The following is a 22,562-nucleotide window of genomic DNA, read 5'->3' on the forward strand; positions in this document are numbered from 1 at the left end:
CGCCACCAGCCTCCCCACCGCCGGCCTTCCCACCACCGGCACCCCCACGACCAGTGAGCGGCAGAAGCACCATGACCGACCGTACGACCGCCGTGACCACCCCCGGACGCCAGCGGAGCGGGGCGCCCGCGCTCGACCGCCGACTCGTCCCGCCGATGGTGATCGGCTCCGTCCTCAACCCGATCAACTCCACGGTCATCGCCGTCGCGCTCGTCCCGATCGGCGCCGCGCTCGGCGCCTCGCCCGCGCAGACGGCCTGGCTGGTGTCCGCGCTGTACCTGGCCACCGCGCTCGGACAGCCCGTGGTGGGACGGCTGATCGACCTGTTCGGGCCGCGGCGGCTGTTCCTGGCCGGCACCGGCCTGGTCGGCGTGGCCGGAGTGGTCGGCACCCTCGCGCCCGACCTCGGGACGCTGATCGCCGCCCGCGTCGTCCTCGGCCTCGGCACCTGCGCGGGCTACCCGGCCGCGATGGCCCTGCTGCGCGCCGAGTCCCGGCGCACCGGGCAGGACAGCCCCGCCGGAGTGCTCACCCTGCTGGCCGTCGCCAACCAGACCGTCGCCGTGGTCGGCCCGCTGCTCGGCGGACTGCTCACCGGCCTCGGCGGCTGGCGCGCCACCTTCGCGCTGAACGTCCCGCTCTCGGTGCTCGCCGTCACCCTCGGCGCGCTGCGCCTGCCCAGGTCGGGGCCGCCGGAACGCTCCCCCGACGGCCCCGGGCCGCTGCGGCGGATCGACCTGCCCGGAATGGCACTGTTCGGGGTCCTGCTGCTCTCGCTGCTGCTGTTCCTGATGCACCCGCACCCCGACCGCTGGTACCTGCCGCCGCTCACCCTCGCCGCCGCCGTCGCCTTCACCGTCCGCGAACGCCGCACCGAGCAGCCCTTCATCGACGTCAAGGTGCTCGGCGGCAACACCCCGCTGCTCGCCACCTACGCCCGCGCCCTGGCCGCGTACGTCGTCGCCTACGCCTTCCTGTACGGCTTCGCCCAGTGGACCGAGGAGGGCTTCGGCTTGACGCCGCTGCAGGCCGGGCTGGTGCAGGCGCCGACCTTCCTGGTCGGCATCGGCGTCTCGGTCCTGGCCGGGCGCCGCGGCGGCATCCGGACCACCCTGCTGGTCGGCGCGGCCGGGCAGATCGCCGCCTGCCTGCTGATGCTCACCCTCGGCACGCACAGCCCGCTGTGGGTGCTGCTGGTGCTGGCCGTGCTGTTCGGCGTCCCGCAGGGCGCCAACGGGCTGGCCCTGCAGAACTCCGTCTTCCTGCAGTCCGACCCGGCCCGCACCGGCTCCTCCGCCGGGCTGCTGCGCACCTTCGCCTACCTCGGCTCGATGGTCGCCGCCGCCGTGACCGCCGCCGCCTACGGACCGCACGCGGGCACCGCGGGAATGCACCAACTGGCACGGGCCATGCTGGGCGCGGCCCTGCTGTTCCTGCTGCTGACCGTCTTCGACCGCGCCCTGCGGACCCTGCGCACCCCCGCCCGGGCCTGAGCGCGGGGCGGGCTCCCGGGCTCCCGGGCCGCGGGTGCGGCAGGATGGCCGCCGTGGAACTGCCCAGGACGGTGCCGGAACTCCCGGCCGCGCACGGCTTGCTGCCCAGGACGGTGCCGGAACTCCCGGCCGCGCACGGCTTGCTGCCCAGGACGGTGCCGGAACTCCCGGCCGCGCACGGCTTCCGGCTGCGCCGCTGGAGCCCGGACGACACCGGGCTGCTCAGGGAGGCCGCGACCGACCCGTACATCCCGCTGACCACCACCGTGCCGAGCCCGTACAGCCCGGCCGCGGCGGCGGCGTACCTGCAACGCCAGTGGCGCCGCACCGAGATCGGGACGGGCTACCCCTTCGTGATCGTCGACCCGGCGGGCCGGGCGGTCGGCGACGTCGGCCTCTGGGTGGGCGAACTCCCGCTGCGCGGCTGGGCGACCGCCGGTTACTGGGTCGCCCCGACGGCCCGCCGCCGGGGCGCCGCCACGGCCGCGCTGGGCGCCGTCACCGCCTGGGCGCTCGGCGAACTCGCCCTGCCCGGCATCGAGTTGTACGTGGAGCCGGGCAACACCGGATCGATCCGCACCGCCGAACGCGCCGGCTACCGGTGCACCGGCCTGCGGCCCGCCCACCAGGTGGTGGACGGGCGGCCGCGCGACATGTGGCGCTACGTCAGGACGCAGCAGCAGTAGGGAAGTTCAGAGCTCCAGCGGCGCACCGAAACCCCGGTGGCCCGCACCGGCCCGGGTCAGGGCCAGCCAGCCGTGGCCGCGCACCGGCGTGTCCGGGCCGATCCCGCCGGGGTCGACCGACAGGTGGCGGGCGGCGACCCGGACGCTCTGCGCCTCGGACGCGTTCGGCTCCTGGTAGACGTCCGCAAACTCGTCCTCGTCCTCGAAGTCGTCCACCGTCAGGACCTCCTCCCACGGCAGCGGCCCGCCCTCCCACTCCGGCTCGCTCGCCCGCCAGTACGAACGCACCACCGCGCCGCCCTCGGCGGCCACCCAGATCACCGCGTCCGCGTGCGGGTCCTCGTAGAACACCTGCGCCCGCCCGCAGGCCGCGCTCAGCGACTCCGCCACCGTGGTCGGCCACCAGGCGCAACTGCCGATAGGCGACTCCGCGAACACCAGCCGCCAGCCCGCGTACTCCGGCGTCACGAAGACCCGGTGCACCACCTCCCCGTCCACCCGCTTCGTGTCGTCCACCTGCGCGGCCTCGCCGCCGCGCACCGTCACCGGGACCCGGTCGTGCAACCCCAGCACCTCGAACGCCGCCAGGTAGCCCTCCCCGGGCACCGCCAACCACCACGCACCCGCCAGCGGCCGCGGACGCTCCGCCCCGAACGCGGCCCGGGCCGCCCCCGCCAACTCCGCCCGGTCGGCCCCCGGCCCGGCCTCGGCCAGCAGCACGTCGACCAGCGCCGCCAGGTCCTCCGGAGCGGGGACGGCCCCGGGGGCGGTTTCGGTCACCGGGGTCTCGGTGGTGGGCGTCTCGGTCACGGGGTTCCCTCGCTGCAGAGTCGGGCCAACCGGGGCAGGCGGCGGGACAGTTCGTCGTGGTCATCGAAGTGGAAGTCCCACTCCGGATCCAAATCCGGCAGCCGGACCGGGGACCCGGGCAGCGGGAGCTCGGCCCCGGTGGCCTCGCGGTGGGCGTCCCAGGCGATGCCGAGGGCGTCCTCGCAGTCGAGGTCGATCCCCGCCGCGACGGCGGCACGCACCACCGGGAGCCCGGCCAGCAGGTCGGGATCCGCCACCACCCGCTCGAAGACCTCCCGCCCCTGGACGACCAGCCAGCCCCGGAAGTAGTCGAACCCGTCGTCCGAGCACCCGCCGTTGAGCAGGTACGCGGCCCCCCACAGCGGAGCGCGGTAGGAACCGGCCAGCAGCCCGTCCAGGACCAGGCCCGCCGCGCGGATCTCCGCAACCGGACGCCGCGCCAGCAACGCGACCGCCCGCCCGGCGACCGCCCCGCCCACCTCCGGGCCCACCTCCGGGCCCGGGTCGGTGTCCGCCTGCGGGCCGCGGGCCTGCTCGATCAGGGCCCAGAACTCGTCGATGTCCATGACGGGGCATCATGCCGGGCCCCGCCGACAGCGCCCCCACCCCGGGGACCGGGAGCACCCGGCCCCCGGGCGGCCGGGTCGGCCCGGCCGGGTCAGGCCAGTCGGACCAGGGCGGTGGCGGCGACCGCGGCGAGCACCACCACCAGGAACGGGGCCCGGCGCCACAGGGCCAGGGCGGCGGCCGCCAGGCCGGCGAGCCGGGCGTCGGCGGTGAGGAGGTGGCCGTGGACGAGGGTCTGCTGGGCGGTGAGGGCGGCGAGCAGGGCGACCGGTGCCAGGGTGGCGAAGGTGCGCACCGCCGGGCGGTCCAGCAGGCGGGCCGGGACGCACAGGCCGAGCAGTTTCAGCAGGTAGCAGCCCGCGGCGGTCGCCAGCACCGCGATCCAGACGGTCACCGGCCCGACCTCCCCCGCGCCGCCAGGCCCACCAGCGGCACGGCCGCCAGCGCCAGCAGCACCGGAACACCCGTGGGCAGCACCGGAGTTCCGGCCAGTACCAGCACCACCGCGACGGCAGCCACCCGGCGCTCGCGCGGATCGCGCAGCCGGGGCGCGAGCAGGGCCAGGAAGACGGCCGGTCCGGCGGCGTCCAACCCGTAGCGGGCCGGATCGCCCAGGGAGCCCGCGCCGAGCGCGCCGAGCAGGGTGCTGAGGTTCCACAGCGCGAACAGGCTGACCCCGGTGGCGGTGAAGCCGAGGCGCGCGGTGCGCCGGTCCGGCTGGGCGAGGGTGACGGCGGCGGTCTCGTCGATGACGAGCTGCGCGGCCAGCGGGCGCAGCGCGACCGGGAGGTGCAGCCGCTCGGCCAGTCGCATCCCGTAGAAGGCGTTGCGGACGCCGAGGAAGAGCGCCCCCGCCACGGCGGCCAGCGGGGCGGCGCCCGCCGCGAGCGCGGCGACCAGCGCGAACTGGCTGGCCCCCGTGAAGACCAGCAGGCTGAGCGCGCAGGTCTGGGCCACTGTCAGGTGGGCGCCCGCCCCGGCGGCACCGAAGGCGACCCCGGAGATCCCGACGCCGACCCCGACGGTGAGGGAGTCCCGGAGCACCGCCCGGGCGGGCCGGTCCGCGCGCCCCTCGGCGCAGGAAGGTTGGGTGGTGACTGTCATGCCCCCACGGTGCCGCGAGCCGCCACCGGGAGTCTTGTACGTTCCTGCACCGCCCGGCGGTAGGCACCGGGCGGGACGCCGACGCTGCGGCGGAAGTGCCGGGCCAGGTGCGCCTGGTCGACGAAGCCGACCGCGACCGCCGCCTCGGCCGGCGGCACGTCCCGGCGCAGCAGCGACCGGGCCGCCGCCACCCGCTGCTGGTTGAGCCAGGCGTGCGGCGGCAGCCCGTGGGCCTCGCGGAAGGCCCGCAGCAGCGGGAAGGGCCGGGCCCCGACGGCGGCGGCCAACTCCTCCAGCCCCGGCGGGTCGACGAGGCGGGCCCGCAGCAGCTCGCGGGCCTCCGCCACGGCCGACGCCCCGGCGGAGGCGGCGCACCGGACGGCGCGGGGCGCGGAGTGGGCGCGCAACAGGCGCGCCACCAGCAGGCGGAAGGCCGTGGACGCGGCCAGCGCGTCGTCCCGCGCCACCGCCCCGTGCACCGCGTGGACCAGCCGGGCCAGCTCGCCGTCGTGGGCGACGGCGGTGCTGAAGGCGGGCGTACCCGCACCGGCGGGCCGCAGGTCGGCGGCGGCGTCCAGCACGCTCTCCACCGCGGGGTAGAGCACCCGGTACCCCCAGCCCTCCGGCACCCCGGCGTGGCCGGTCACGACGGTCTCGGGGTTGACCAGCGCGACCGTCCCGACCCCCGCGCGCTCGACCCCGCCGCCGTGGTGGAACTCCTCCACGCCCGCGGTGATGGCCGCGACCACGTAGGTGTCGTGGGTGTGCCGCCCGAAGGCGTGCTCGACGTAGTGGGCGTCCAACAGCTCCACCTGCGGCAGCGCCCGGTGGACGGAGAAGGTCGCGTGCTCTGCGGACAAGGTGGCCACCCGGGCTGGTGCGGGGAGGAGTCGGTGCCCCGATTCTGCCCGCCGCCCCGCGAACCGGTCCAGGCCCGCTCGTTCCGGCCGGCCCCGTGCGAGGATCACCGCCATGGAGGACTGGCACGACCTGACGCTCACCGAACAGGTACTGGTGCGCCGCGCCGTGGCCGGACACCAGCTGGGCAACACCCCGCAGCACGTCAACTCGGTGCTGCGCTGGACGGGTTCGCCCGACGTCCCGGCGCACCGCGGCGCCACCGTGTCGGAACAGCTGGCCCGGGTGCCCGAGTTGGCGGCGGCGACGCTCCGCCTGGTCGGCGCCGGATGGCTGACGGTGCACCGCGGCTGGTACAGGTCGGACGGCGAACAGCAGGTGTCCGGCCCGGAACTGGAACGGGCGCTGGCCGACCCCGCGACCTGGCGGTACGGCGGCCCGGTGCTGAGCGTCCGCGCCACCGCCGAGGGCAACGCCCGCTGGGAGGCCGTGGCGTACCCGACCGGACGCCGACAGCAGCCGCAGTGGGCGGAGTTCGACGAGGCCGAGAAGGCCGTCCGGATCTGCGCGACGGAGTCCGGCGGCTGGCTGACCGGCCCGTACGGCATCTTCGCCGACCTGCCGACCGACCTCGCGGGCGAGGAGCTCCGGGCCCACGTGGCGGCCGAACTCGCCCCGCTGCTCCGCTGCGTCCGCGCCGGATCGATCGAGGTCCACCACTTCGCCGACCCGGACTCCGAGCACTTCGCGGTCGTCCCGCCGGACGAACTGCTGGACGCCTTCTGCGACCGGGAGGTGCGCTGCGACGACAGCGCCGACCGGAGCGTCGGCTTCACCTGCGTCCTCATCCGGTCACCGGCCACCGGACTGCGCTGAGACCCATCGGCGGACGGCGTCAGGACCCCGGCAGGTTCAGCAGGTAGTGGTTGCGGGGCTCCCCGCGCAGCGCGGACGCCAGTTCCGCGGCCTCCTCGGCCTGGGCGACGGAGAGGCGGCGGGCCTCCCACAGCAGCGCCGCCGCGTCCACGGCCTCCGGCGCGGCGGGCGGGGGCGGTTGGGGCAGCGCGACGCCCGTCAGCGCGGACAGGTCGAGCGCGTCGATCCCCAGCAGCGCGGCGAAGTCCACGACCAGGGCGGGCGTCAGCTCCACCCGGCTGGCGCCGATCCCGTGGTAGGTGCTCGCCGCCAGGTAGCTCGGCGTCACCACCGCCATGGTGCGCGCCAGACCCGAGAAACTCAGGTTCCGCCGGCGGAACATCCGGATCACCTTCCCGCCCGGCCCGCGCAGACCGCTCGGCTCGACGCCGATCCACGTCGTCCGGCGGTCGTCGGCGGGCCGCTCCTGCTGCGGGAACGAGCGGACGGCCCGCAGGAGTTCACCCCGGCCCGCCGCCGGAAGGTGCACGCAGTCCTCCACGAGGTGCGGAGCCCACTGCGCGGCCATCGCGTCCAACGGCGCCAAGTCGTCCGGGACGGGCAGCCCGGCGAGCACGAACAGGTCGGCGGCGTGCAACCCCAGCGCCGGGGCCAGCCGACGCAGCAGCCCGGGCTCCCGCCGCAGGTCGGAGGCCAACGCCTCGGCGGCCTCCGGGAGTTCGGCCGCCGCCGGCCCGCGCCGGGCCAGCAGCCGAGTCAGCGCCGCACCGAACTCCGGATCGGGTTTCGCGCCGCGCCCTGCGCCGTGCCCTGCGCCACGTTCCGCGCCGGGTTCCGCGCCGGGTTCCGCGTCCGGTCCCGTAGAAGCCGTCATGGCGGCAGCCTAGTGTCTCCGGCGCGCGGGGTTGGAGTAGCGTCGGGGCATGGACAGGGGAGCGGTGCAGCAGGCGTTCGCGGCGGAGGCGGCCGCGGTGGAGAAGGCGCTGAGCGGGGTCGGGGAGGCGGCCTGGCGGCGGCCCACCCGGTGCGCGCCCTGGACGGTCGCCGAACTCTTCGCGCACGTGGTGGTGGTCGTCGGCCGACTGGACGGCATGCTGGACGCCCCCGCGCCCGCCCGCGCCGAGGTCACCGCCGCCGAGTACTACCGCCCCGACGCCCGCTTCGCCCCGACGGCCAACGCCGACCGGATCGCGCTCGCCCGCGACCGGGCCGCCGACGGACCCGCGCTCCTCGCCGAGCACGCGCGCACCTGGCGGGACGCCGACCGCCGCTGCCGGGCCGAACCGGACGGGCGGGTGGTGCGGACCAGGCACGGCGACCCGATGCTGCTGACCGACTTCCTCACCACCCGGGTGGTCGAACTCGCCGTCCACGGACTCGACCTGGCCGACGCCCTCGACCACGCCCCATGGCTGACCGGACCGGCCGCCGACCTCCTGGACGCCCTGCTGCTGGCGGACGGCGACGCCGACCCGGACGCCGTCCGGGCGGAACTCGGCTGGGACCGCCCCGCCTTCCTGCGCAAGGCCACCGGCCGCACCCCGCTCGACCGCGCCGAGCAGGACGTCCTCGCCCGCACCGGGCTGACCTGGCTCACCCTGGGCTGACCGGCCGGGCGCCCGCCGAGGTGCGGCCGCCGAGGTGTGCCCGTCGGCGGGGAGTTCGGGCCCCGGGGCACGGGAAGGAGGAGGAGCGGAGCGCGGCACCGTGCGCCTCCCCGGGCCGCGCCACCCGTCCGCACCGCACCGCCGAGCCGCACCGCACCGCCGAGCCGCTCCGCCGCACCGGTCTGCTGGTCCGCCGCGGACCGACAGACCGACCCCTCGCGAGGAAGGACCCACGCCCATGGCCCAGGCCCAGTTGCCCGCCGGATACACCGCCCGGCCGCTCGACCCGTCCGCCGACCTGCCCGCCGTCCTCGACCTGGTGACCGCCTGCGAACGGGACCTGCACGGCGACGCGGCGGCCGGGGCCGACGCGGGGGAGCTCAGCGCGGTGCTGGCCCGCCCCGGGTTCGACCCCGCCGCCGACGCGCTGCTGGTGCACGGGCCGGACGGCAGCCCGGCCGCCTGGGCGTGGACCGACCGGCGCTGCGAGTGCCGCGTCCACCCCGCGCACCGGGGCCGCCGCCTGGGCACCGCCCTGCTGGGCTGGATGGAGAGCCGGGCCGTCGAGCAGGGCGTCGGCAAGCTCGTCCAGGTCGTCGCCGACCTGGACGCGACGGGCCTCGCGATGCTGCGCACCTACGGGTACCGGCCGAAGGGCGCCAGCTGGCTGCTGGAGATCGCCCTGGACGAGCTGCCCGGAGCGGCCGATCCCGGGCCCGGCCCCGAGGGCATCACCGTCCGCCCGTTCCGGGGCGGCGACGCGCAGGACGAGCACGAGGCGCACCGGGTGGTGGAGGAGGCGTTCGCGGACTGGAAGGCGCGCCGGATGGACTTCGCCGAGTGGGCCGAACACGCCGTCCACCGCGAGACCTTCGCCCCCGAACGCTCACCGCTCGCCGTCTCCGACGCCGACGGCCGGGTGGTCGGCGTCGCCCTGGCCCTCGACCAGCCCGGCACCGGCGACGGCTACGTGGACAGCCTCGCCGTCGACCGCGCCCACCGCCACCGCGGCATCGCCCGCCACCTGCTGCAGCACACCTTCCGGGCCTGCCGGGACGCCGGACTGAGCCGCTGCACGCTGTGGACGCACTCCGGGACGGGCGCGCTCGACCTGTACCTCAAGGTCGGCATGACGGTGCGGTACACCTCCGTGGTGCTGGAGAAGAGCCTCCCGGCCTGACGAACCGCCGGAGGGACGGGCGGCGTTCTGCTCGGCCGAGCAGCAGACCGTCCGGCCGGGCGGCGACCTGCTCACTCGGGCAGCAGGCCGCTCAGCCGGGCAGCGGGCCGCTCAGCCGCGCAGCGGATCGCTCAGCCGAGCAGGGCGAGCAGCCGCCGGGCCTGGCGGCGGCCGGTGCCGGGTGGGTTCCGGGCCGCGGTCGCGGGGTCGGCGGTGAGGAAGACCAGCCAGAGCAGGGCGAACAGGCGGCGGCACTCCAGCAGGCGGCGGGCCTCTGCGGGTGAGAGCGGGAAGCGGGACAGGAAGGATGCGGCGTCCAGGTCGGTGTCCACCCAGGCGGAGACGTGCTCGACCATCTCGGCCAGTTCGTAGGGGTGGTCGGAGCGGCCGGAGTCCTCGAAGTCGACCAGTCGGACGTCGGTGCCGTCCCAGAGGAAGTTGGCGAGGTTGCCGTCGGCCTGCCCCAGGACGGGGGCCGCTGCCGGTCCGCCCGCGTGCAGGGCGGCCTCGGCGCCGTCCAGCCAGCGCAGGCCCGCCGCCAGGGCGCGGCCGACCTCGGGGTCGGGGTGGGCGGCGGTCGCCCCGGCCCGGGCGCGGACCGCGTCGGCGGACTCCCGGACGTCCCAGCGCCGGGCCGGTAGCCGGGCGGCGACCCCGGCCGGTACGGCGCGGTGCAGGCGCAGCACCGCCCGGGCCAGCGCGTCCAGGTGGGCGCCGGTCAAGGCGGTGCCGCGCAGGGCGGCGCCCGGCAGACGGGACATGGTGACGACGCCGTCGGCGAGGGCGAGCGGCCGCGGGGCCAGCCCGGGGGCGTACCGGTCGAGCAGGGTCAGGGCCCGCCACTCCCGCTCCGGTTCGCCGTTCGCGTCCGGGCGGAAGCGCTTGCGCACCGAGTCGGGCAGCAGGTCGACGCCGTGGGTGGTCCACTGCTGGGGCATGGCGATGGGTCGACTCCTCGGGGAGGGCCGGGCGTCAGGGACAGGCGCCAGGGCCGGGTGTCAGGGCCGTTCGTCGAGGGCCGCGAGCAGGGCCGGGCCGGACCAGGCGGGCGGGGCGGCGGCCTCCTCGGCCGCGCGGACCAGGTCGAGCAGGCGGCGGTTGGCCGGGGCGGGCAGGCCGTGGCGCTCGGCCAGCGCGACGACCTCGCCCTGCAGTTCGCCGATCTCGGTGGGGCGGGAGCGCTGCAGGTCCTCCCACATCGAGGAGCGGGCCCGGGCGTCCACCCGCAGGCTCGCCGCCGCGACCCGGCGGAACACCGCGTCGGGCAGCCCCAGCACGGACGGCATCCACTGCGGCGGGACGGGCGTCAGCCGGGCCGGGGCCAGCCCCGCCGCCGCGAACGCCGCCAGCGCCTCGCGCTGGCAGCGGGCCAGCACCAGCCGGTACGGGCGGCTGCCGAGCTGCTCGCGCAGCGGCAGGCCGGAGAGCGCGTTGACGGCGTTGTTGAGGTTCATCAGCAGCTTCGCCGCCTGCACCCGCGGCATGTCCGCGCGCAGCTGCACCGGCAGTCCGGCGGCGGCCGCCGCGTCCGCGAACCGCCGGGCGCTGCTCGCCCGTTCGACCATCAGCTCCCCGCCGGTGCCCTGGTGGAAGGAGGTCGGTCCGGTGCGCACCACGTTGTACGGCACCATCCCGGCCAGCACCGTCCGGCCGCGCAGCGCCTCGCGCAGCGCCAGCGCGTTGTGCAGGCCGTTCTGGAAGCTGACGACGGTGCTGCGCCCGTCCAGGTGCGGGTCGAGCAGCCGGGCCGCGGCCGCGGTGTCCGCGGACTTGACGGTCACCAGCACGTAGTCGGCGCCCGCCGCGGCCGCGGCGTCCACGGCGGTGCGCGGCCGGGCGTGCAGGCGGCGGTCGCCGGGGCCGGTCAGGGTCAGGCCCGCCCGGTCCAGCTCGGCCATCGCGGCGGGCCGCCCGATCAGCGTCACGTCGGCCCGGGCGGCCAGCGCCCCGCCCAGTCGGCAGCCGATGCTGCCCGCCCCGAACACGGCGATCCGCAGCGGCAGCTTCGTACGGTTCTCGGACACCGGCGGCTCCTTCGACAACGGCGTCAGCGGCACGGCCCCACGGCCGACGGCCCGGAGGGTGCCGCCCGGTCGTGCCAGAGGTTACCGCCCGGTCGTGAAAGGTCCACCCGCCGGGGCGGTGCAGACGCGGTGCGAGCGCAGGTGCGAGCGCGGGCGCGGTACGGAAGCGGTACGGGCGCGCGGCGGGCAGGTGCACGCCGGGTGACGGTCCGGGGTGGCGGGCCCGGGGAGGTGTGACCGCCGGGACGCCCGGGCAGGGGGCGGTGCGCGAACGCACTCGTCCAGTGGCGGGAGGGCGGGCGGCGCCCCGCCGACGACGGCCTGTACCGGGCGGACGGCCGGGCCCGGCACCTGGTGGAGGACCACCGGCTCCTACGAGCTGACCGGCTTCGCCCTGGCCGGGCCCCGTACGGCCCTGGCGGCACGCCCCGCGAGCCTCAACCGGCGGACGGCCCGCTCGGAGGGCTCGCCCCGCGGCCCTCAACCGCTGGGCGGCACCAGGCGGGCGGCGACCAGGGCCGCCACGTCGTCGTCGGCCGGTCCGCCCGCGTAGCGGCGCAGGTCGCGGCGGAGGTTCTCCAGGAGTTCGACGTCCGGTGCGGCGGTCCAGCGGGCCAGCCGTTCGGTCAGGGGGTAGAACTCGCCGCGCCGGTCCCGGGTCTCGCTGACGCCGTCGGTGTACAGCAGCACCCGGTCGCCGGGCCCGAACGGCACGGTCTGCGGGTGGTAGTCGCTGGCCACCAGCGCCGACAGGTTCAGCGGCGGCAGCGGCACCCGCGGCTCGACCGGCCGCACCGTCCCGTCCGGGCGCAGCAGCACCGGCGGCGGGTGGCCGCAGTTGAGCAGGTACGCCTCCGGCCGGTCGTCCGGGACCTCCAGCAGCACGGCGGTGGCGAAGCGCTCCGAGGCGTCCAGGGAGGTGGCCCGCTCGGCGTACCGCTGCAGGCCGATCTCCAGCCGGCTGGCCAGCGCGGGCAGGTCCTTCGCGTCGTACGCGGCCTCCCGGAACGAGCCGAGCAGCGCGGCCGCCATCTCCACCGCGGGCAGGCCCTTGCCCTGGACGTCACCCAGGATGATCCGCACCCCGAACGGCGTGCGCACCGCCTCGTACAGGTCGCCGCCGATCTGCGCCTGCTCCGCCGCCGCGTTGTAGTACAGCGCCAGGCCGACGCCGCCGATCCGGTCCGGCAGCGGGCGCAGCACCACCTGCTGCGCTGTGCGCGCCACCGAGCGCACCAGGGCCAGGTCGCGTTCGCGGCGCACCCGCATCCCGGAGGTGTACGAGGCGGCCAGGGTGACGGTGACGGTCGCGGCGATCACCGAGGCCGCCGACGCGCCGACCTGCCCGTCCCGGAGCAGCGCCAGCACGACCTCGGTGGCCACCGCGAGCAGGCCGATCACCAGCGTCCCGAAGGAGCCCCAGGTCGCCGCGGCGAGGGCGGGCGCGGCCGCCACGAACCGGTCGTAGCGCTGTCCGGCGGGGGTCTCCGCGTCCGCCACCGCCGACAGGGCGATCAGCAGGAAGGGCGAGAGCCGGACGATCCTGGTCAGGAAGGGTCGGGAGCGGTCGGCGGGGGATTGGTCGTTGATGGTGGGCATGACCCGGAGAACGCTACCGGCGCCGCCCGCCGGGGTGTGGGAGGCGCGGGCGGGGCGGTGGCCGCTGCCGCTCCGGGGTGCGGCCGGGGGGATGCCACCTGAGCTGGCAGGTTGCGGTCCTGACGGGGCGTCGTCCGGGGCCCGGCACTCTGTCAGAGGCGCAACAGGACGCCTGACAGATTGAATGATTGTCCTATGTCAACGGGGCGGTCAGACTCGTGCCTTCGAAACCCCGTGCGTCCGGAACGACGACACGTCCGCGCCGACCCCGATTGCCAAGGTGAAAATGACCGCCATCCCCGTGGCCCCGCCGGAGAACCGGTGGGCGACGCCCAAGCGCGTGAGCCTGGTCCCGCTGGTTGCCCTGATCTTCTTCAGCGTCTCCGGCGGCGCCTACGGCATCGAGCCGCTGTTCTCGACCTCCGGCCCCGGCATGGGCATCCTGCTCATCCTGGTAGCCCCGCTGATCTACAGCGTGCCGCACGCCCTGGTCTGCGCCGAACTCGGCACCGCCATCCCCGTCGAGGGCGGCTACTACCACTGGGTCAAGCGCGGCCTCGGCCGGTTCTGGGCCTTCCAGCAGGGCCTGCTCCAGTGGGTGTGCAGCTTCGTCGACATGGCGCTGTACCCGGTCATGTTCACCTCCTACCTGTCGAGCCTGATCAGCGCCGTCGCCCCCGGGCAGCACGTGTTCTTCGAGTTCCACCTGTACAAGGCCGACATCCAGGTCGACCTGAACTGGGTGATCTGCGTCGGCGTCATCCTGCTCTTCACGCTGCTGAACCTGATGGGCGCGGGCTGGGTCGGCGACTCCTCGGTGGCGTTCGCGATCATCTGCCTCACCCCGATGCTGGTCCTCACCGCCGTCGGCCTCTACCAGCTGGTCACCGAGGGCACCAACCCGGTCTCCTCGATGACCGCCGAACAGGGCCAGTCCACCTGGAACGCCTTCGGCGCGGGCCTGTTCATCGTGATGTGGAACTACTCCGGCTGGGACTCCGTCTCCACCGTGGCCGGCGAGATGGAGAACCCGAGGAAGCACCTGCCCAGGGCGCTGTTCTGGTCCGTGCTGCTGATCGTCGCCGGCTACCTGCTGCCCTCGCTGGCCTCCCTGGCCGTCGGCGCGGGCGGCGAGAACGGCTGGAAGAGCTGGAAGGACGGCTCGCTCCCGGACATCGCCGGCGGACTGGCCGGGCCCTGGCTGCAGTACGTCGTCACCATCGGCGGCCTGTTCGCCTCGGTCGCGATGTTCTCCGCGCTGCTCGCCTCCTACTCCCGGCTGCCCTCCTCGCTCTCGCACGACGGCTACCTGCCCAGGTGGGTCTCCAAGGAGAGCAAGCGCTACAAGATGCCGATCGCCTCGATCATCGGCTCCTCCGTGGTCTACGCGCTGTTCTGCTTCTCCAGCTTCCAGAGCCTGGTGATCTACGACGTCTTCCTCACCAACATCGGCATCCTGCTGGAGGTCGCCGCGCTGATCGCGCTGCGCATCCGCGAACCCCACCTGGAGCGCCCCTACAAGATCCCCGGCGGCTGGTGGAGCATCGCCCTGATCGCCACCTGCCTGCTCGGCGTCAGCGCCTGGGCCGCGATCCAGCAGTACAGCGAGGAAGGCACCAAGGCCGTCGTCTACTGCCTGATCGTGGTCGGCGCCTCCCTGCTGCTCTACCCGCTGCTCGCCGCCCGCAAGGCCGCCCGGACCTCCGCCGCCGCCGACCGGGCCACCGCGAACGGTCGGGACGCCGAGGCCGGGGACGGCCGGGTCGCCGAGGCCGGGGACGGGGCGTACGGGCTGTCAGGGCGGGCGGCGGACTCGGCACACACTGACAAGGCCGTCAGCGGCACCGGGGCGGATAGCGTCGAAGCATGATCAACAGCTTCGCCCTGCACGTCCCCGACGCCGAACTGGAGCCCGAGCCGCTCGACCCCGGGCAGATCGTCTCCGGCACCCCCGAGGTCACCGGCAAGGTGGTCCGGGAGTCCGCCGACGGGCGCCAGGTCCACGGGATCTGGCAGATCACCCCCGGCGTGGTCACCGACACCGAGGCCGACGAGGTGTTCGTCGTCCTCAGCGGCCGCGCCACCGTCGAGTTCCAGGACGGGCCGGTCCTGGAACTCGGCCCCGGCGACCTCGCGGTGCTCCGCGAAGGCGACCGGACCACCTGGACCGTCCACGAGACGCTCCGCAAGGTCTACACCGTCAACCTCGGCCCGGACGCGGCCGAGGCCTGACGGCCCCCGCAGGACCCGACGGCCCGGCCGCCCTCACGGCCGGGCCGCACCCTCCCTAGGCAAGGAACCGAGAGCATGGACCCCGTACACGCACTGCGGGACGCCAAACCCACCCCGTTCTGGCTGGAGGACCCGGGCCGCCCCGACGCGAACTCCGCCCTCACCGGCGACGTCCGCTGCGACCTGCTGGTCGTCGGCGGCGGCTACAGCGGCCTGTGGACCGCCCTGATCGCCAAGGAACGGGACCCCGGACGCGACGTGGTCCTGATCGAGGCCGAACAGGCCGGCTGGGCCGCCTCCGGCCGCAACGGCGGCTTCTGCGCCGCCAGCCTCACCCACGGCCTCGGCAACGGCCTGGAGCGCTGGCCCGACGAGATGGCCGCGCTCGAACAGCTCGGCGCCCGCAACCTGCAGTCCATCGAGGACGCGGTGGCCAGGCACGGCATCGACTGCGACTGGGAGCGCACCGGCGAACTCGACGTCGCCACCGAGCCCCACCAGGTCGAGGAGCTCGCCGAACTGCACGAGCTCGCCGCGCAGTACGGCGACTACGAGTTCCTGGACGCCGACGCCGTCCGCGCCCAGGTCGCCTCCCCGACCTACCTCGGTGCGCTCTGGGACAAGGACGGCGTGGCGATGCTCCACCCCGCCAAGCTCGCCTGGGGCCTCAAGCAGGCCTGCGAGCGGCTCGGCGTGCGGGTCTTCGAGCACACCAAGGCGCTCGACATCGCCGAGTCCGGCCCCGGCATGGCCGTGCGCACCCCCTACGGCCGGGTCCTCGCCCGCCAGGTCGCCCTCGGCACCAACGTCTTCCCGTCCCTGGTCAAGCGGATCCGCCCGTACACCGTGCCGGTCTACGACTACGCGCTGATGACCGAACCGCTCGACGCCGCCCAGCTCGCCGCGATCGGCTGGCAGGGCCGCCAGGGCATCGGCGACAGCGCCAACCAGTTCCACTACTACCGGCTCTCCGCCGACAACCGGATCCTGTGGGGCGGCTACGACGCCGTCTACCACTACGGGGCCAAGGTCCGGGCCGAGTACGACCAGCGGCCGCAGACCTACCAGACCCTCGCCCGGCACTTCTTCCAGACCTTCCCGCAGCTCGAAGGCCTGCGGTTCACCCACGCCTGGGGCGGCGCCATCGACACCTGCACCCGGTTCTCCGCCTTCTTCGACACCGCGTACCGCGGCAAGGTCGCCCTCGCCGCGGGCTACACCGGCCTCGGCGTCGGCGCGACCCGCTTCGGCGCCGAGGTCATGCTCGACCTCCTCGCCGGGGAGCCCACCGAACGCACCGCCCTGGAGATGGTCCGCCGCAAGCCGCTGCCCTTCCCGCCCGAACCCGTCCGCTGGGCCGGGATCGGCCTCACCAAGTGGTCCCTGGACCGCGCCGACCGCAACGCCGGCCGCCGCAACCTCTGGCTCAAGACCATGGACAAGCTCGGCCTCGGCTTCGACAGCTGACGCCCTCCCGGCCCCGCACCGCCCCGGCCGCCCGCACGCCCCCGCGTGCGGGCGGCCGCCGCCTTCCCCCGGTCAGGAGCCGTTGCCGCACAGGCGGTCCAGGACGGGGAGGTCGGCGTTGATGTCGGCGATCACCTCGTTGGGGTCGGCCATCACCATGCCGCTCAGCCGGAAGCCCAGCTCCTGGAACTCCTGCGCCAGGCGCAGGACCGTCGGGCGGACGGGCGGGTCCGCGTCGGTGCCCGCCCGCATCAGGCCCTGGTAGGCGAGGTTCGCGGCGTCGGCCTGCGAGCCGCGGGAGGACCCGGCGTTGCGGCGGTAGGAGGCGACGGCGGCGGAGGCCTCGCGGCACCCGGCCGGGACGACCGCGGGCAGCGGGGCGGGAACCACGGCGGGCGGCGAGGGCTCCGGCTCGGGTTCCAACGACGGCTCGGGCTCCGGTTCCGGTTCCGGTTCCGGTTCCGGCTCGGGTTCCGGTGACGGTGATTCGGACGGGGCGGGCCTCGGACTGGTGCGTTCCGGGGAGGGCGCCGGGGAGGAGACCGCTGTCGGGGCGGGGGAGGGGGCGGGACGGGGCTGGTCCGGGGGCAGCAGGTAGGCGACCACGGCCACCAGGGCCGCGGCCACGCCCGACAGGGCCGCCACCGCTCCCCAGTCGGGGCGCCCGCGACGCCCGCCCGCCTCCGGCGGCTCTTCCGGCTGACTGTCCGTCATACCGCCATCGTGGTCGGCCGGGTGGCCGTTCGTCCAGTGACCGGCGCGCGGTGCCGGGGAGTCCGGAGCGGGAAGTCCGGGCCGTCCAGGGCCTCCAGCGGGGACGAGCCCGCGTCCAGCCGGTCCGCGACCGTCGCGACCTGCTCGCCGTTGCCGTACACCACCCGCCCGCCGCCGCGCCGCACCGCCGGGTAGTGGCGCAGGTCGTCGTGCTCGCGGACGTCGGTCGGTCGGTCGGGAAGATCGTTCCAGAGGCGCGGGCCCCGCTCCGGCGGTACTCCCTCCCCGCTCCCTCCCGCGCCCCTCCCGCTCCACCGTCCGCGGGCTGTGCGGCGACGGTCTGCGGGGGGCGGCGCCGGACGGGGGCGGCCGACGGTCGGCTCAATCCTCCGGCAGGTGCTCCCCGGCCGCGGCGGCCGCCTCGCGGGCGGCGCGCTCCACCTGCGCGCGGTGGGCCGACCACCAGGCCGCGTCGCCCTCGGGGAGGACCGGGCCGCCCGGGCGCAGGCCGGTCGCGCCGTCCACGAGTTCGCGGACCAGGTCGGCGTGGCCCGCGTGCCGGTGGGTCTCGGCGACCACGTGCAGCAGGATCCGGCCCAGCGTCAGCTTGCTGTGCGGCGGCCACGGGACCTCGCCGAGCGCGTCCAGCGGCAGCGCGTCGACGGTGGCGTCCGCGTGCGCCCAGACCCGGCGGTACCCGTCGAGCAGGGACTCCCGGCTCTCCTCCGGCCGCGCCCACAGGTCGGCGTTCGGCTCGGCGTCACCCGCCACCCACAGGCCCGGACCGCCCGCGAACGGCCGCCCGAAGGCGGCGCCGAAGTACGCCGCCTCCGCGCCCGTCAGGTGCTTCACCAGCCCCAGCAGGTTCGTCCCGGAGCGGGTCAGCGGGCGGCGGACGTCGTACTCCGACAGGCCGTCGAGCTTCCACACCAAGGCGTCCCTGGCGTCCTGCAGGTACAGCTTCAGATCCCGCTTGGTCGCGGCGAGTCGACCGTCCGTCTCCGTCATGGACGGAGTCTGTCCGCGGCCGGGCGCCGGTCACAAACCCTTTTCACCGCCCGGGCCCGGTTCGGTAGCGTTCCGGCCATGGCCATCGACCGCGCCCTCGTGGACGCCGCGACCGAACTGACCCGCCACCGCTTCCCCGGTCAGGACTGGGCGGGTGCGGCGGCCCTGCGCCTGGACGACGGCACCGTGCTCACCAGCACCGCTCCCCAGGCCCCCAACGGTGCGGTCCAGCTGTGCCACGAGACCGGCGCGCTCTGCGAGGCGTTCAAACTCGGCCGCCGGGTGGTCGCCTCGGTCTGCGTCACCGCCGCCGACGGCGACCGCGGCTTCTGGGTGCTCGCCCCCTGCGGCGTCTGCCAGGAACGCCTGTTCGCCCACGGCCCGGACGTCGAGGTCGGCGTCCCCCTCCCCGAGGACCCGCGCCGCTGGCGCACCCTGCGCCTGCGGGACGTCCAACCGCACTGGTTCGCCCGGGTGTTCCCCGACGACGTGTGGCCGTACGAGGACGGGGAGGGGGAGGTGCCCGGGCACGGGGAGGTAGCCGAGGGCTGACGGAAACCGCCGACAGGGACGGCTGACAGGGACGCCGGTCAGGTGGTGACGGCGAAGACCAGCAGGCCCTCCGGCTGCTCCTCCAGCACCTCGACGTGCTCGACCACCGCGCGGGACGGGCCGTGGCGCATCCAGGCGACCATCAGGTCGACCGGTGCGGGGTCGCCCTCGAAGACGGCCTCGACCCGGCCGTCCGGCAGGTTGCGCACCCAGCCCGCGACGCCCGCCTCCGCGGCCGCCCGGCGGCAGGAGTCGCGGAAGAAGACGCCCTGCACCGTGCCCGAGACCAGTACGCGCCGCCGGATCACCCCGCCACCTGCCTTTCGTCGTCGCTGCCAGCAGGGTTATACCGCAGGGAGGGAGCGGGCGGGCGGCAGGACGCGCTGGTGAGGGTGGGTCAGGTGGGGGCGGAGACGGGGTCGGGGGCGGTGGGGAGCGGGGCGGGGGCGGGGACCGCGTGGTCGATGCTGCGGCCGAAGGGGCGCCAGGCGAACAGCGTCAGGCCGGTCATCACGGCGGCGGAGAACCAGAACGGGCCGGTCAGGCCGAACAGCCGGGCGATCGGGCCGCCGAGCAGCGCGCCGAGGGCCGATCCGCCGACCGCCAGCGCCATGAAGGCGCTGTTGACCCGCCCGCGGAGTTCGTCCGGCACGGCGCGCTGCACCAGCGTCCGGTCCACGCTCACCCAGATCGCACCGTGCACGCCGAACACGCCCAGCACCGCGCCCGCGACCCACGGCGAGCCCGCCAGCGCCAGGCCCGCGTGCGTCAGCGTCTCCAGCACCAGGCCCATCCGCAGCAGCACCGAGGCGGAGAACCTGGCCTGCAGGCGCGGGGCGACCAGCGCGCCCGCCAGGCCGCCGACCGCCGAGGCGGTCAACAGCAGGCCGTAGCCGAACCCCGACAGGCCCAGGTGCTCGCGGGCGTACAGCACCATGACGGAGAAGGACGCCAGCAGCGTCACGTTCATCAGGCACAGCGCCAGCGTGAGCGTCCGCAGCGCGGGCCGCCGCCACAGCCAGCGCGCGCTGTCGGCGAACTGGCGGCCCAGCGGCACCCGTTCGGCGGGGGAGGGGCGGGCGGGCTCCGGACGGGGGAGCAGGCGCAGCGTCGAGACCAGGGCGGCGGCGCACGCGAAGCTCAGGGCGTCGACCGTCAGCGGCAGCCCCGCGGCGACGCCGAACAGGGCCGCGCCGAGCGGAGGGCCGCAGAGCCGGTTGAGCACCGACTCGGTGCCGAACATCCGGGAGTTGGCGCGCGGCAGGTCCGTCGAGTCGACCACGGCGGGCAGCAGCGCCGAGGAGGCGTTGTCGCCCAGCGCGGCGCAACTGCCCAGCAGCAGGCCGATCGTGTAGATCAGCGGCAGCGACACCGCCCCCGCGTACACCACGGCCGCCAGCACCGCCGTCAGCACGGCGCGCGCCGCGTTCGCCGCCACCGTCAGCCGTCGGCGGTCCACCCGGTCCACCAGCACCCCGCTGACCGGGGCCAGCAGCAGCCACGGCAGCTGCTGCACGAACACCGACAGGGCGACCGGCACCGGATCCCTGGTCAGCGACGTCACCAGCAGCGGGGCCGCGGCCGACACGATCCCGTCCCCCAGCGAGGACACCGCCGCCGCCGACCACAGCGAGGTGAAACCGCGCCCCAAACCGCGGCCGCCGCCGCCCTTGCGCCCCACAGGTGCCCACCTTCTTCGCGTTCGTCCCGTTCCGGTCGAGTCGAAGGGGAGGCTAATCGGCGGCCCGGGGGCTCAGCACGTGGTTTTCCCGCAGCCTGTGGACAACTCCGCTGCGATCATCCGACGGTACGACGTACGGCCGCCGGTGGACGGTCGTCATCGCGGCGTAACGCGGGCGCAGCGGGCGCGACAAGATCCACACCTAGGCTGCGGGGAGGACAAGGGAACAGGCGTACGCGAGGAGGGGGTCCCCACGGACAGCAGACGAGTGCGACCCGACTGGCTCACCCACCCGCTGCGCTGGCAGCGCGGCCCCGTGCCCTGGGCGGCGACCGTGCGCGGCGCGGCCGGGATGGCGGTGCCGCTGGGGCTCGCCGTCGCCGCCGGACGGCCCGCCGAAGGCGTGCTGGCCGGGCTCGGCGCGATGTTCGCGGGCGTCAACGACCGCCCCGCCGGGCGGCGCACCGGCGCCGTCCAGCAGGCGGTGCCCGCGCTCGCCGGGGCCCTCGGCCTGCTGCTCGGCGCCGCCACCGGCTGGTGGGCGGTACCGCTGCTCGGTGCGGTCGGCGTGCTCAGCGGGGCGATCAGCGTCACCGGGCCGGTCGCCTCCGCGGCCGCCGTCCAGCTGACGGTGCTGACCGTGCTCGGCTGCGGCATGCCCGTCCCGCTGCCCGGCTGGGCCAAGGCCGCCTGCTACCTGGCCGGTGCGGGCTGGCTCCTGCTGCTGCGCCAACTCACCACCCACCCGCGGCCCCTGCACGCCGAACGGCACGCCGTCGCCGCGGTCTTCGACGCCCTCGCCGACGCCCTCGACGCCACCGGCACCGACCGCGCCGAGACCGCCCGCCGCCGCCTCACCGCCGCCCTCGACCGGGCCGGGGAACAGCTCCGCACCGACCACCACCACACCCTGCGCACCCGGCTCGCCGCCGCGTCCGCCCTCAGCGAGGCGGGCGTCGCCCTGCTGCGCGACGCCCGCCCGCTGCCCGCCCGGCTCGCCACCGGACCGCGCCGCCTCGCCGACGCCGTCCGCGCCGACCGCCTCCCCGGCCCGCTGCCCGTCCCCGCCGCCGAGACGCCCGCCACCGCGGCCTTCGACCGGGCCGTGCTGCGGGCCGCCACCGCCTTCGGCGAGACGCCGGGGGCGGAGGGAGCGCCGGGGACCGAGCGGGTGCGCGGTTACGGGCTGCGCCGCAGGCTGGCCGGATGGGTGCTGGGGGCACGGCCCGGGCCGCGGCCCGGGGGGCCCGGGGCGGTGCCGGCGGTGCCGGCGGTGCGCCCGTGGGGACGGGCCGGGCGGGCGTACGGGGTGCGGGTCGGGGTGTGCGTCGCCGCGAGCGCCGCGCTCGCGCTGGGGCTGCGGGCCGGGCACTGGTACTGGCTGCCGGTCACCGCCGCGTTCCTGGTCAAGCCCGACCTGGGGCCGCTGTTCTCCCGGGTCGTCAACCGCTTCGCCGGGACGGTCGCCGGGGTGCTGCTGGTCGCCGCGCTCGCGCCCGCGCCCCCCGGCCCGTGGTGGCCGGTCGCCGCCGTCGCCGCGACCGGGGCGCTGATCCCCGTCGCGCAGCGCCACTTCGCCGCGCAGACCGCCGTCATCACCGTCACCGTCCTCGCCTTCGTCACCACCGGCGGCGACCACGGCGCCGCCCCCGGACGGCTCGCCGACACCACGCTCGCCTGCGCCCTCGTCCTGCTGGTGGGCCACCTGCCCGGCCTCGCCGACACCCGGGCCCGGGTCGGCCAGCGCGCCGCGCACGCCCTGCGGCACACCCAGCGCTACCTCGACCACGTCCTGCTGACCGAACGCCAGGACCCGGACCGCCCCGCCGCCGAGGACGACGCCGCCCGCCGCGCCGAACTGCGCCGCACCGCCTACCGCACCCTCGCCCAGGCCCGCGCCGCCGCCGAGAACGCCGCCGCCGAACTCCGCCCCGGCGCACCGGCCGAACCCGACTGGCTGCGCCTGACCGTCCACGCCGAACGCCTCGCCGACGCCGCCACCGCGTACGCCGTCGAACGCGACCACGGCGCCCCCGCCCCCGCCACCCCCGCCGCCCGCACCCTCACCCGCGCCCTCGCCGCGGCCGCCGACGCCCTCGACCGC

24 protein-coding genes are annotated in these 22,562 nt (G+C 76.1%); 10 read left to right on the plus strand and 14 right to left on the minus strand.

The features are described from left to right. The first annotated feature begins 71 nt into the window (after nucleotides 1-71). Together OO57_RS20520 and OO57_RS20525 are read left to right on the plus strand one after the other, a co-directional pair. Nucleotides 72-1,493: an MFS transporter gene (locus OO57_RS20520; RefSeq protein ID WP_033254011.1), complete on the plus strand. Its 1,422-nt coding sequence runs from the start codon at nucleotides 72-74 to the stop codon at nucleotides 1,491-1,493. A 53-nt stretch (nucleotides 1,494-1,546) separates the two neighbouring features. After that, nucleotides 1,547-2,179, plus strand: a complete 633-nt coding sequence (locus OO57_RS20525) for a GNAT family N-acetyltransferase (protein ID WP_234337426.1) — start codon at nucleotides 1,547-1,549, stop codon at nucleotides 2,177-2,179. 6 nt (nucleotides 2,180-2,185) lie between these two features. On the opposite strand, the gene OO57_RS20530 is transcribed toward OO57_RS20525, so the two are convergent. The 5 genes from OO57_RS20530 to OO57_RS20550 form a co-directional block, all read right to left on the minus strand. After that, a complete protein-coding gene (locus OO57_RS20530) occupies nucleotides 2,186-2,989 on the minus strand; it encodes a hypothetical protein (protein WP_051778011.1) in 804 nt (267 codons plus the stop codon). After that, nucleotides 2,986-3,555: a DUF4240 domain-containing protein gene (locus OO57_RS20535; protein WP_033254012.1), complete on the minus strand. Its 570-nt coding sequence runs from the start codon at nucleotides 3,553-3,555 to the stop codon at nucleotides 2,986-2,988. The genes OO57_RS20530 and OO57_RS20535 overlap by 4 nt, the downstream gene beginning before the upstream one ends. A 92-nt stretch (nucleotides 3,556-3,647) precedes the next feature. Continuing rightward, nucleotides 3,648-3,950, minus strand: a complete 303-nt coding sequence (locus OO57_RS20540) for an AzlD domain-containing protein (protein WP_033254013.1) — start codon at nucleotides 3,948-3,950, stop codon at nucleotides 3,648-3,650. Next, nucleotides 3,947-4,660: an AzlC family ABC transporter permease gene (locus OO57_RS20545; RefSeq protein WP_081973831.1), complete on the minus strand. Its 714-nt coding sequence runs from the start codon at nucleotides 4,658-4,660 to the stop codon at nucleotides 3,947-3,949. The genes OO57_RS20540 and OO57_RS20545 overlap by 4 nt, the downstream gene beginning before the upstream one ends. Further along, nucleotides 4,657-5,529, minus strand: a complete 873-nt coding sequence (locus OO57_RS20550) for an AraC family ligand binding domain-containing protein (RefSeq protein WP_418909901.1) — start codon at nucleotides 5,527-5,529, stop codon at nucleotides 4,657-4,659. Before OO57_RS20550 ends, OO57_RS20545 begins: the two co-directional genes overlap by 4 nt. 103 nt (nucleotides 5,530-5,632) lie before the next feature. Between OO57_RS20550 and OO57_RS20555 the strand changes: the two genes are divergently transcribed. Beyond that, a complete protein-coding gene (locus OO57_RS20555; RefSeq protein ID WP_033254016.1) occupies nucleotides 5,633-6,394 on the plus strand; it encodes a hypothetical protein in 762 nt (253 codons plus the stop codon). 19 nt (nucleotides 6,395-6,413) lie between these two features. Here the strand turns inward: OO57_RS20555 and OO57_RS20560 are convergent, their stop codons facing one another. Beyond that, the gene (locus OO57_RS20560) at nucleotides 6,414-7,268 is read right to left on the minus strand and encodes a hypothetical protein (protein ID WP_158715179.1); all 855 of its coding nucleotides are present in this window, start codon (nucleotides 7,266-7,268) and stop codon (nucleotides 6,414-6,416) included. A 49-nt stretch (nucleotides 7,269-7,317) separates the two neighbouring features. Between OO57_RS20560 and OO57_RS20565 the strand changes: the two genes are divergently transcribed. Beyond that, a complete protein-coding gene (locus OO57_RS20565; RefSeq protein WP_033254017.1) occupies nucleotides 7,318-8,001 on the plus strand; it encodes a maleylpyruvate isomerase N-terminal domain-containing protein in 684 nt (227 codons plus the stop codon). A 238-nt stretch (nucleotides 8,002-8,239) separates the two neighbouring features. After that, complete coding sequence (locus tag OO57_RS20570; RefSeq protein ID WP_033254018.1) at nucleotides 8,240-9,181, plus strand: GNAT family N-acetyltransferase; 942 nt, start codon at nucleotides 8,240-8,242, stop codon at nucleotides 9,179-9,181. Nucleotides 9,182-9,312: 131 nt separating this feature from the next. Here the strand turns inward: OO57_RS20570 and OO57_RS20575 are convergent, their stop codons facing one another. From OO57_RS20575 to OO57_RS20585, 3 genes are all read right to left on the minus strand, one after another. Next, nucleotides 9,313-10,119 (minus strand): phosphotransferase, encoded by an 807-nt coding sequence (locus OO57_RS20575; protein ID WP_033254019.1) that lies wholly within the window; start codon nucleotides 10,117-10,119, stop codon nucleotides 9,313-9,315. 60 nt (nucleotides 10,120-10,179) lie between these two features. Continuing rightward, on the minus strand, nucleotides 10,180-11,205 hold the full coding sequence (locus OO57_RS20580; RefSeq protein ID WP_234337427.1) for a 2-dehydropantoate 2-reductase: 1,026 nt from the start codon (nucleotides 11,203-11,205) through the stop codon (nucleotides 10,180-10,182). Between the two features lie 480 nt (nucleotides 11,206-11,685). Beyond that, on the minus strand, nucleotides 11,686-12,804 hold the full coding sequence (locus OO57_RS20585; protein WP_033254020.1) for a PP2C family protein-serine/threonine phosphatase: 1,119 nt from the start codon (nucleotides 12,802-12,804) through the stop codon (nucleotides 11,686-11,688). A 286-nt stretch (nucleotides 12,805-13,090) separates the two neighbouring features. Between OO57_RS20585 and OO57_RS20590 the strand changes: the two genes are divergently transcribed. The 3 genes from OO57_RS20590 (at nucleotide 13,091) to OO57_RS20600 (ending at nucleotide 16,503) form a co-directional block, all read left to right on the plus strand. Then, on the plus strand, nucleotides 13,091-14,674 hold the full coding sequence (locus OO57_RS20590) for an APC family permease (protein WP_051778013.1): 1,584 nt from the start codon (nucleotides 13,091-13,093) through the stop codon (nucleotides 14,672-14,674). Continuing rightward, nucleotides 14,671-15,036, plus strand: coding sequence for a cupin domain-containing protein (locus OO57_RS20595; RefSeq protein ID WP_033254021.1), 366 nt, complete (start codon nucleotides 14,671-14,673; stop codon nucleotides 15,034-15,036). The genes OO57_RS20590 and OO57_RS20595 overlap by 4 nt, the downstream gene beginning before the upstream one ends. A 75-nt stretch (nucleotides 15,037-15,111) precedes the next feature. Next, the gene (locus tag OO57_RS20600; RefSeq protein WP_033254022.1) at nucleotides 15,112-16,503 is read left to right on the plus strand and encodes an NAD(P)/FAD-dependent oxidoreductase; all 1,392 of its coding nucleotides are present in this window, start codon (nucleotides 15,112-15,114) and stop codon (nucleotides 16,501-16,503) included. A gap of 72 nt (nucleotides 16,504-16,575) precedes the next feature. Here OO57_RS20600 and OO57_RS20605 read toward each other — a convergent pair whose 3' ends face one another. The 3 genes from OO57_RS20605 to OO57_RS20615 all read right to left on the minus strand — a co-directional run bounded on the left by OO57_RS20605 (nucleotide 16,576) and on the right by OO57_RS20615 (nucleotide 18,225). Beyond that, entirely contained in the window at nucleotides 16,576-17,217 is a 642-nt protein-coding gene (locus OO57_RS20605) for a hypothetical protein (protein ID WP_158715180.1), read from the minus strand. Next, entirely contained in the window at nucleotides 17,214-17,402 is a 189-nt protein-coding gene (locus OO57_RS20610; RefSeq protein WP_033254024.1) for a hypothetical protein, read from the minus strand. Before OO57_RS20610 ends, OO57_RS20605 begins: the two co-directional genes overlap by 4 nt. A gap of 196 nt (nucleotides 17,403-17,598) precedes the next feature. Next, on the minus strand, nucleotides 17,599-18,225 hold the full coding sequence (locus OO57_RS20615; RefSeq protein ID WP_033254025.1) for a DinB family protein: 627 nt from the start codon (nucleotides 18,223-18,225) through the stop codon (nucleotides 17,599-17,601). Nucleotides 18,226-18,303: 78 nt separating this feature from the next. Between OO57_RS20615 and OO57_RS20620 the strand changes: the two genes are divergently transcribed. Beyond that, nucleotides 18,304-18,777, plus strand: coding sequence for a cytidine deaminase (locus OO57_RS20620; protein ID WP_051778014.1), 474 nt, complete (start codon nucleotides 18,304-18,306; stop codon nucleotides 18,775-18,777). 38 nt (nucleotides 18,778-18,815) lie between these two features. On the opposite strand, the gene OO57_RS20625 is transcribed toward OO57_RS20620, so the two are convergent. Both OO57_RS20625 and OO57_RS20630 read right to left on the minus strand, forming a co-directional pair. Beyond that, on the minus strand, nucleotides 18,816-19,085 hold the full coding sequence (locus tag OO57_RS20625; protein WP_199811293.1) for an acylphosphatase: 270 nt from the start codon (nucleotides 19,083-19,085) through the stop codon (nucleotides 18,816-18,818). 89 nt (nucleotides 19,086-19,174) lie between these two features. Then, nucleotides 19,175-20,458 (minus strand): MFS transporter, encoded by a 1,284-nt coding sequence (locus OO57_RS20630; protein WP_051778015.1) that lies wholly within the window; start codon nucleotides 20,456-20,458, stop codon nucleotides 19,175-19,177. Nucleotides 20,459-20,726: 268 nt separating this feature from the next. Between OO57_RS20630 and OO57_RS20635 the strand changes: the two genes are divergently transcribed. Then, on the plus strand, nucleotides 20,727-22,562 hold a 1,836-nt coding region (locus OO57_RS20635), incomplete at its 3' end, for an FUSC family protein (RefSeq protein WP_051778016.1).

The sequence above is a fragment of the Kitasatospora phosalacinea genome (assembly GCF_000717185.1).
Lineage (GTDB): Bacteria > Actinomycetota > Actinomycetes > Streptomycetales > Streptomycetaceae > Kitasatospora > Kitasatospora phosalacinea_A.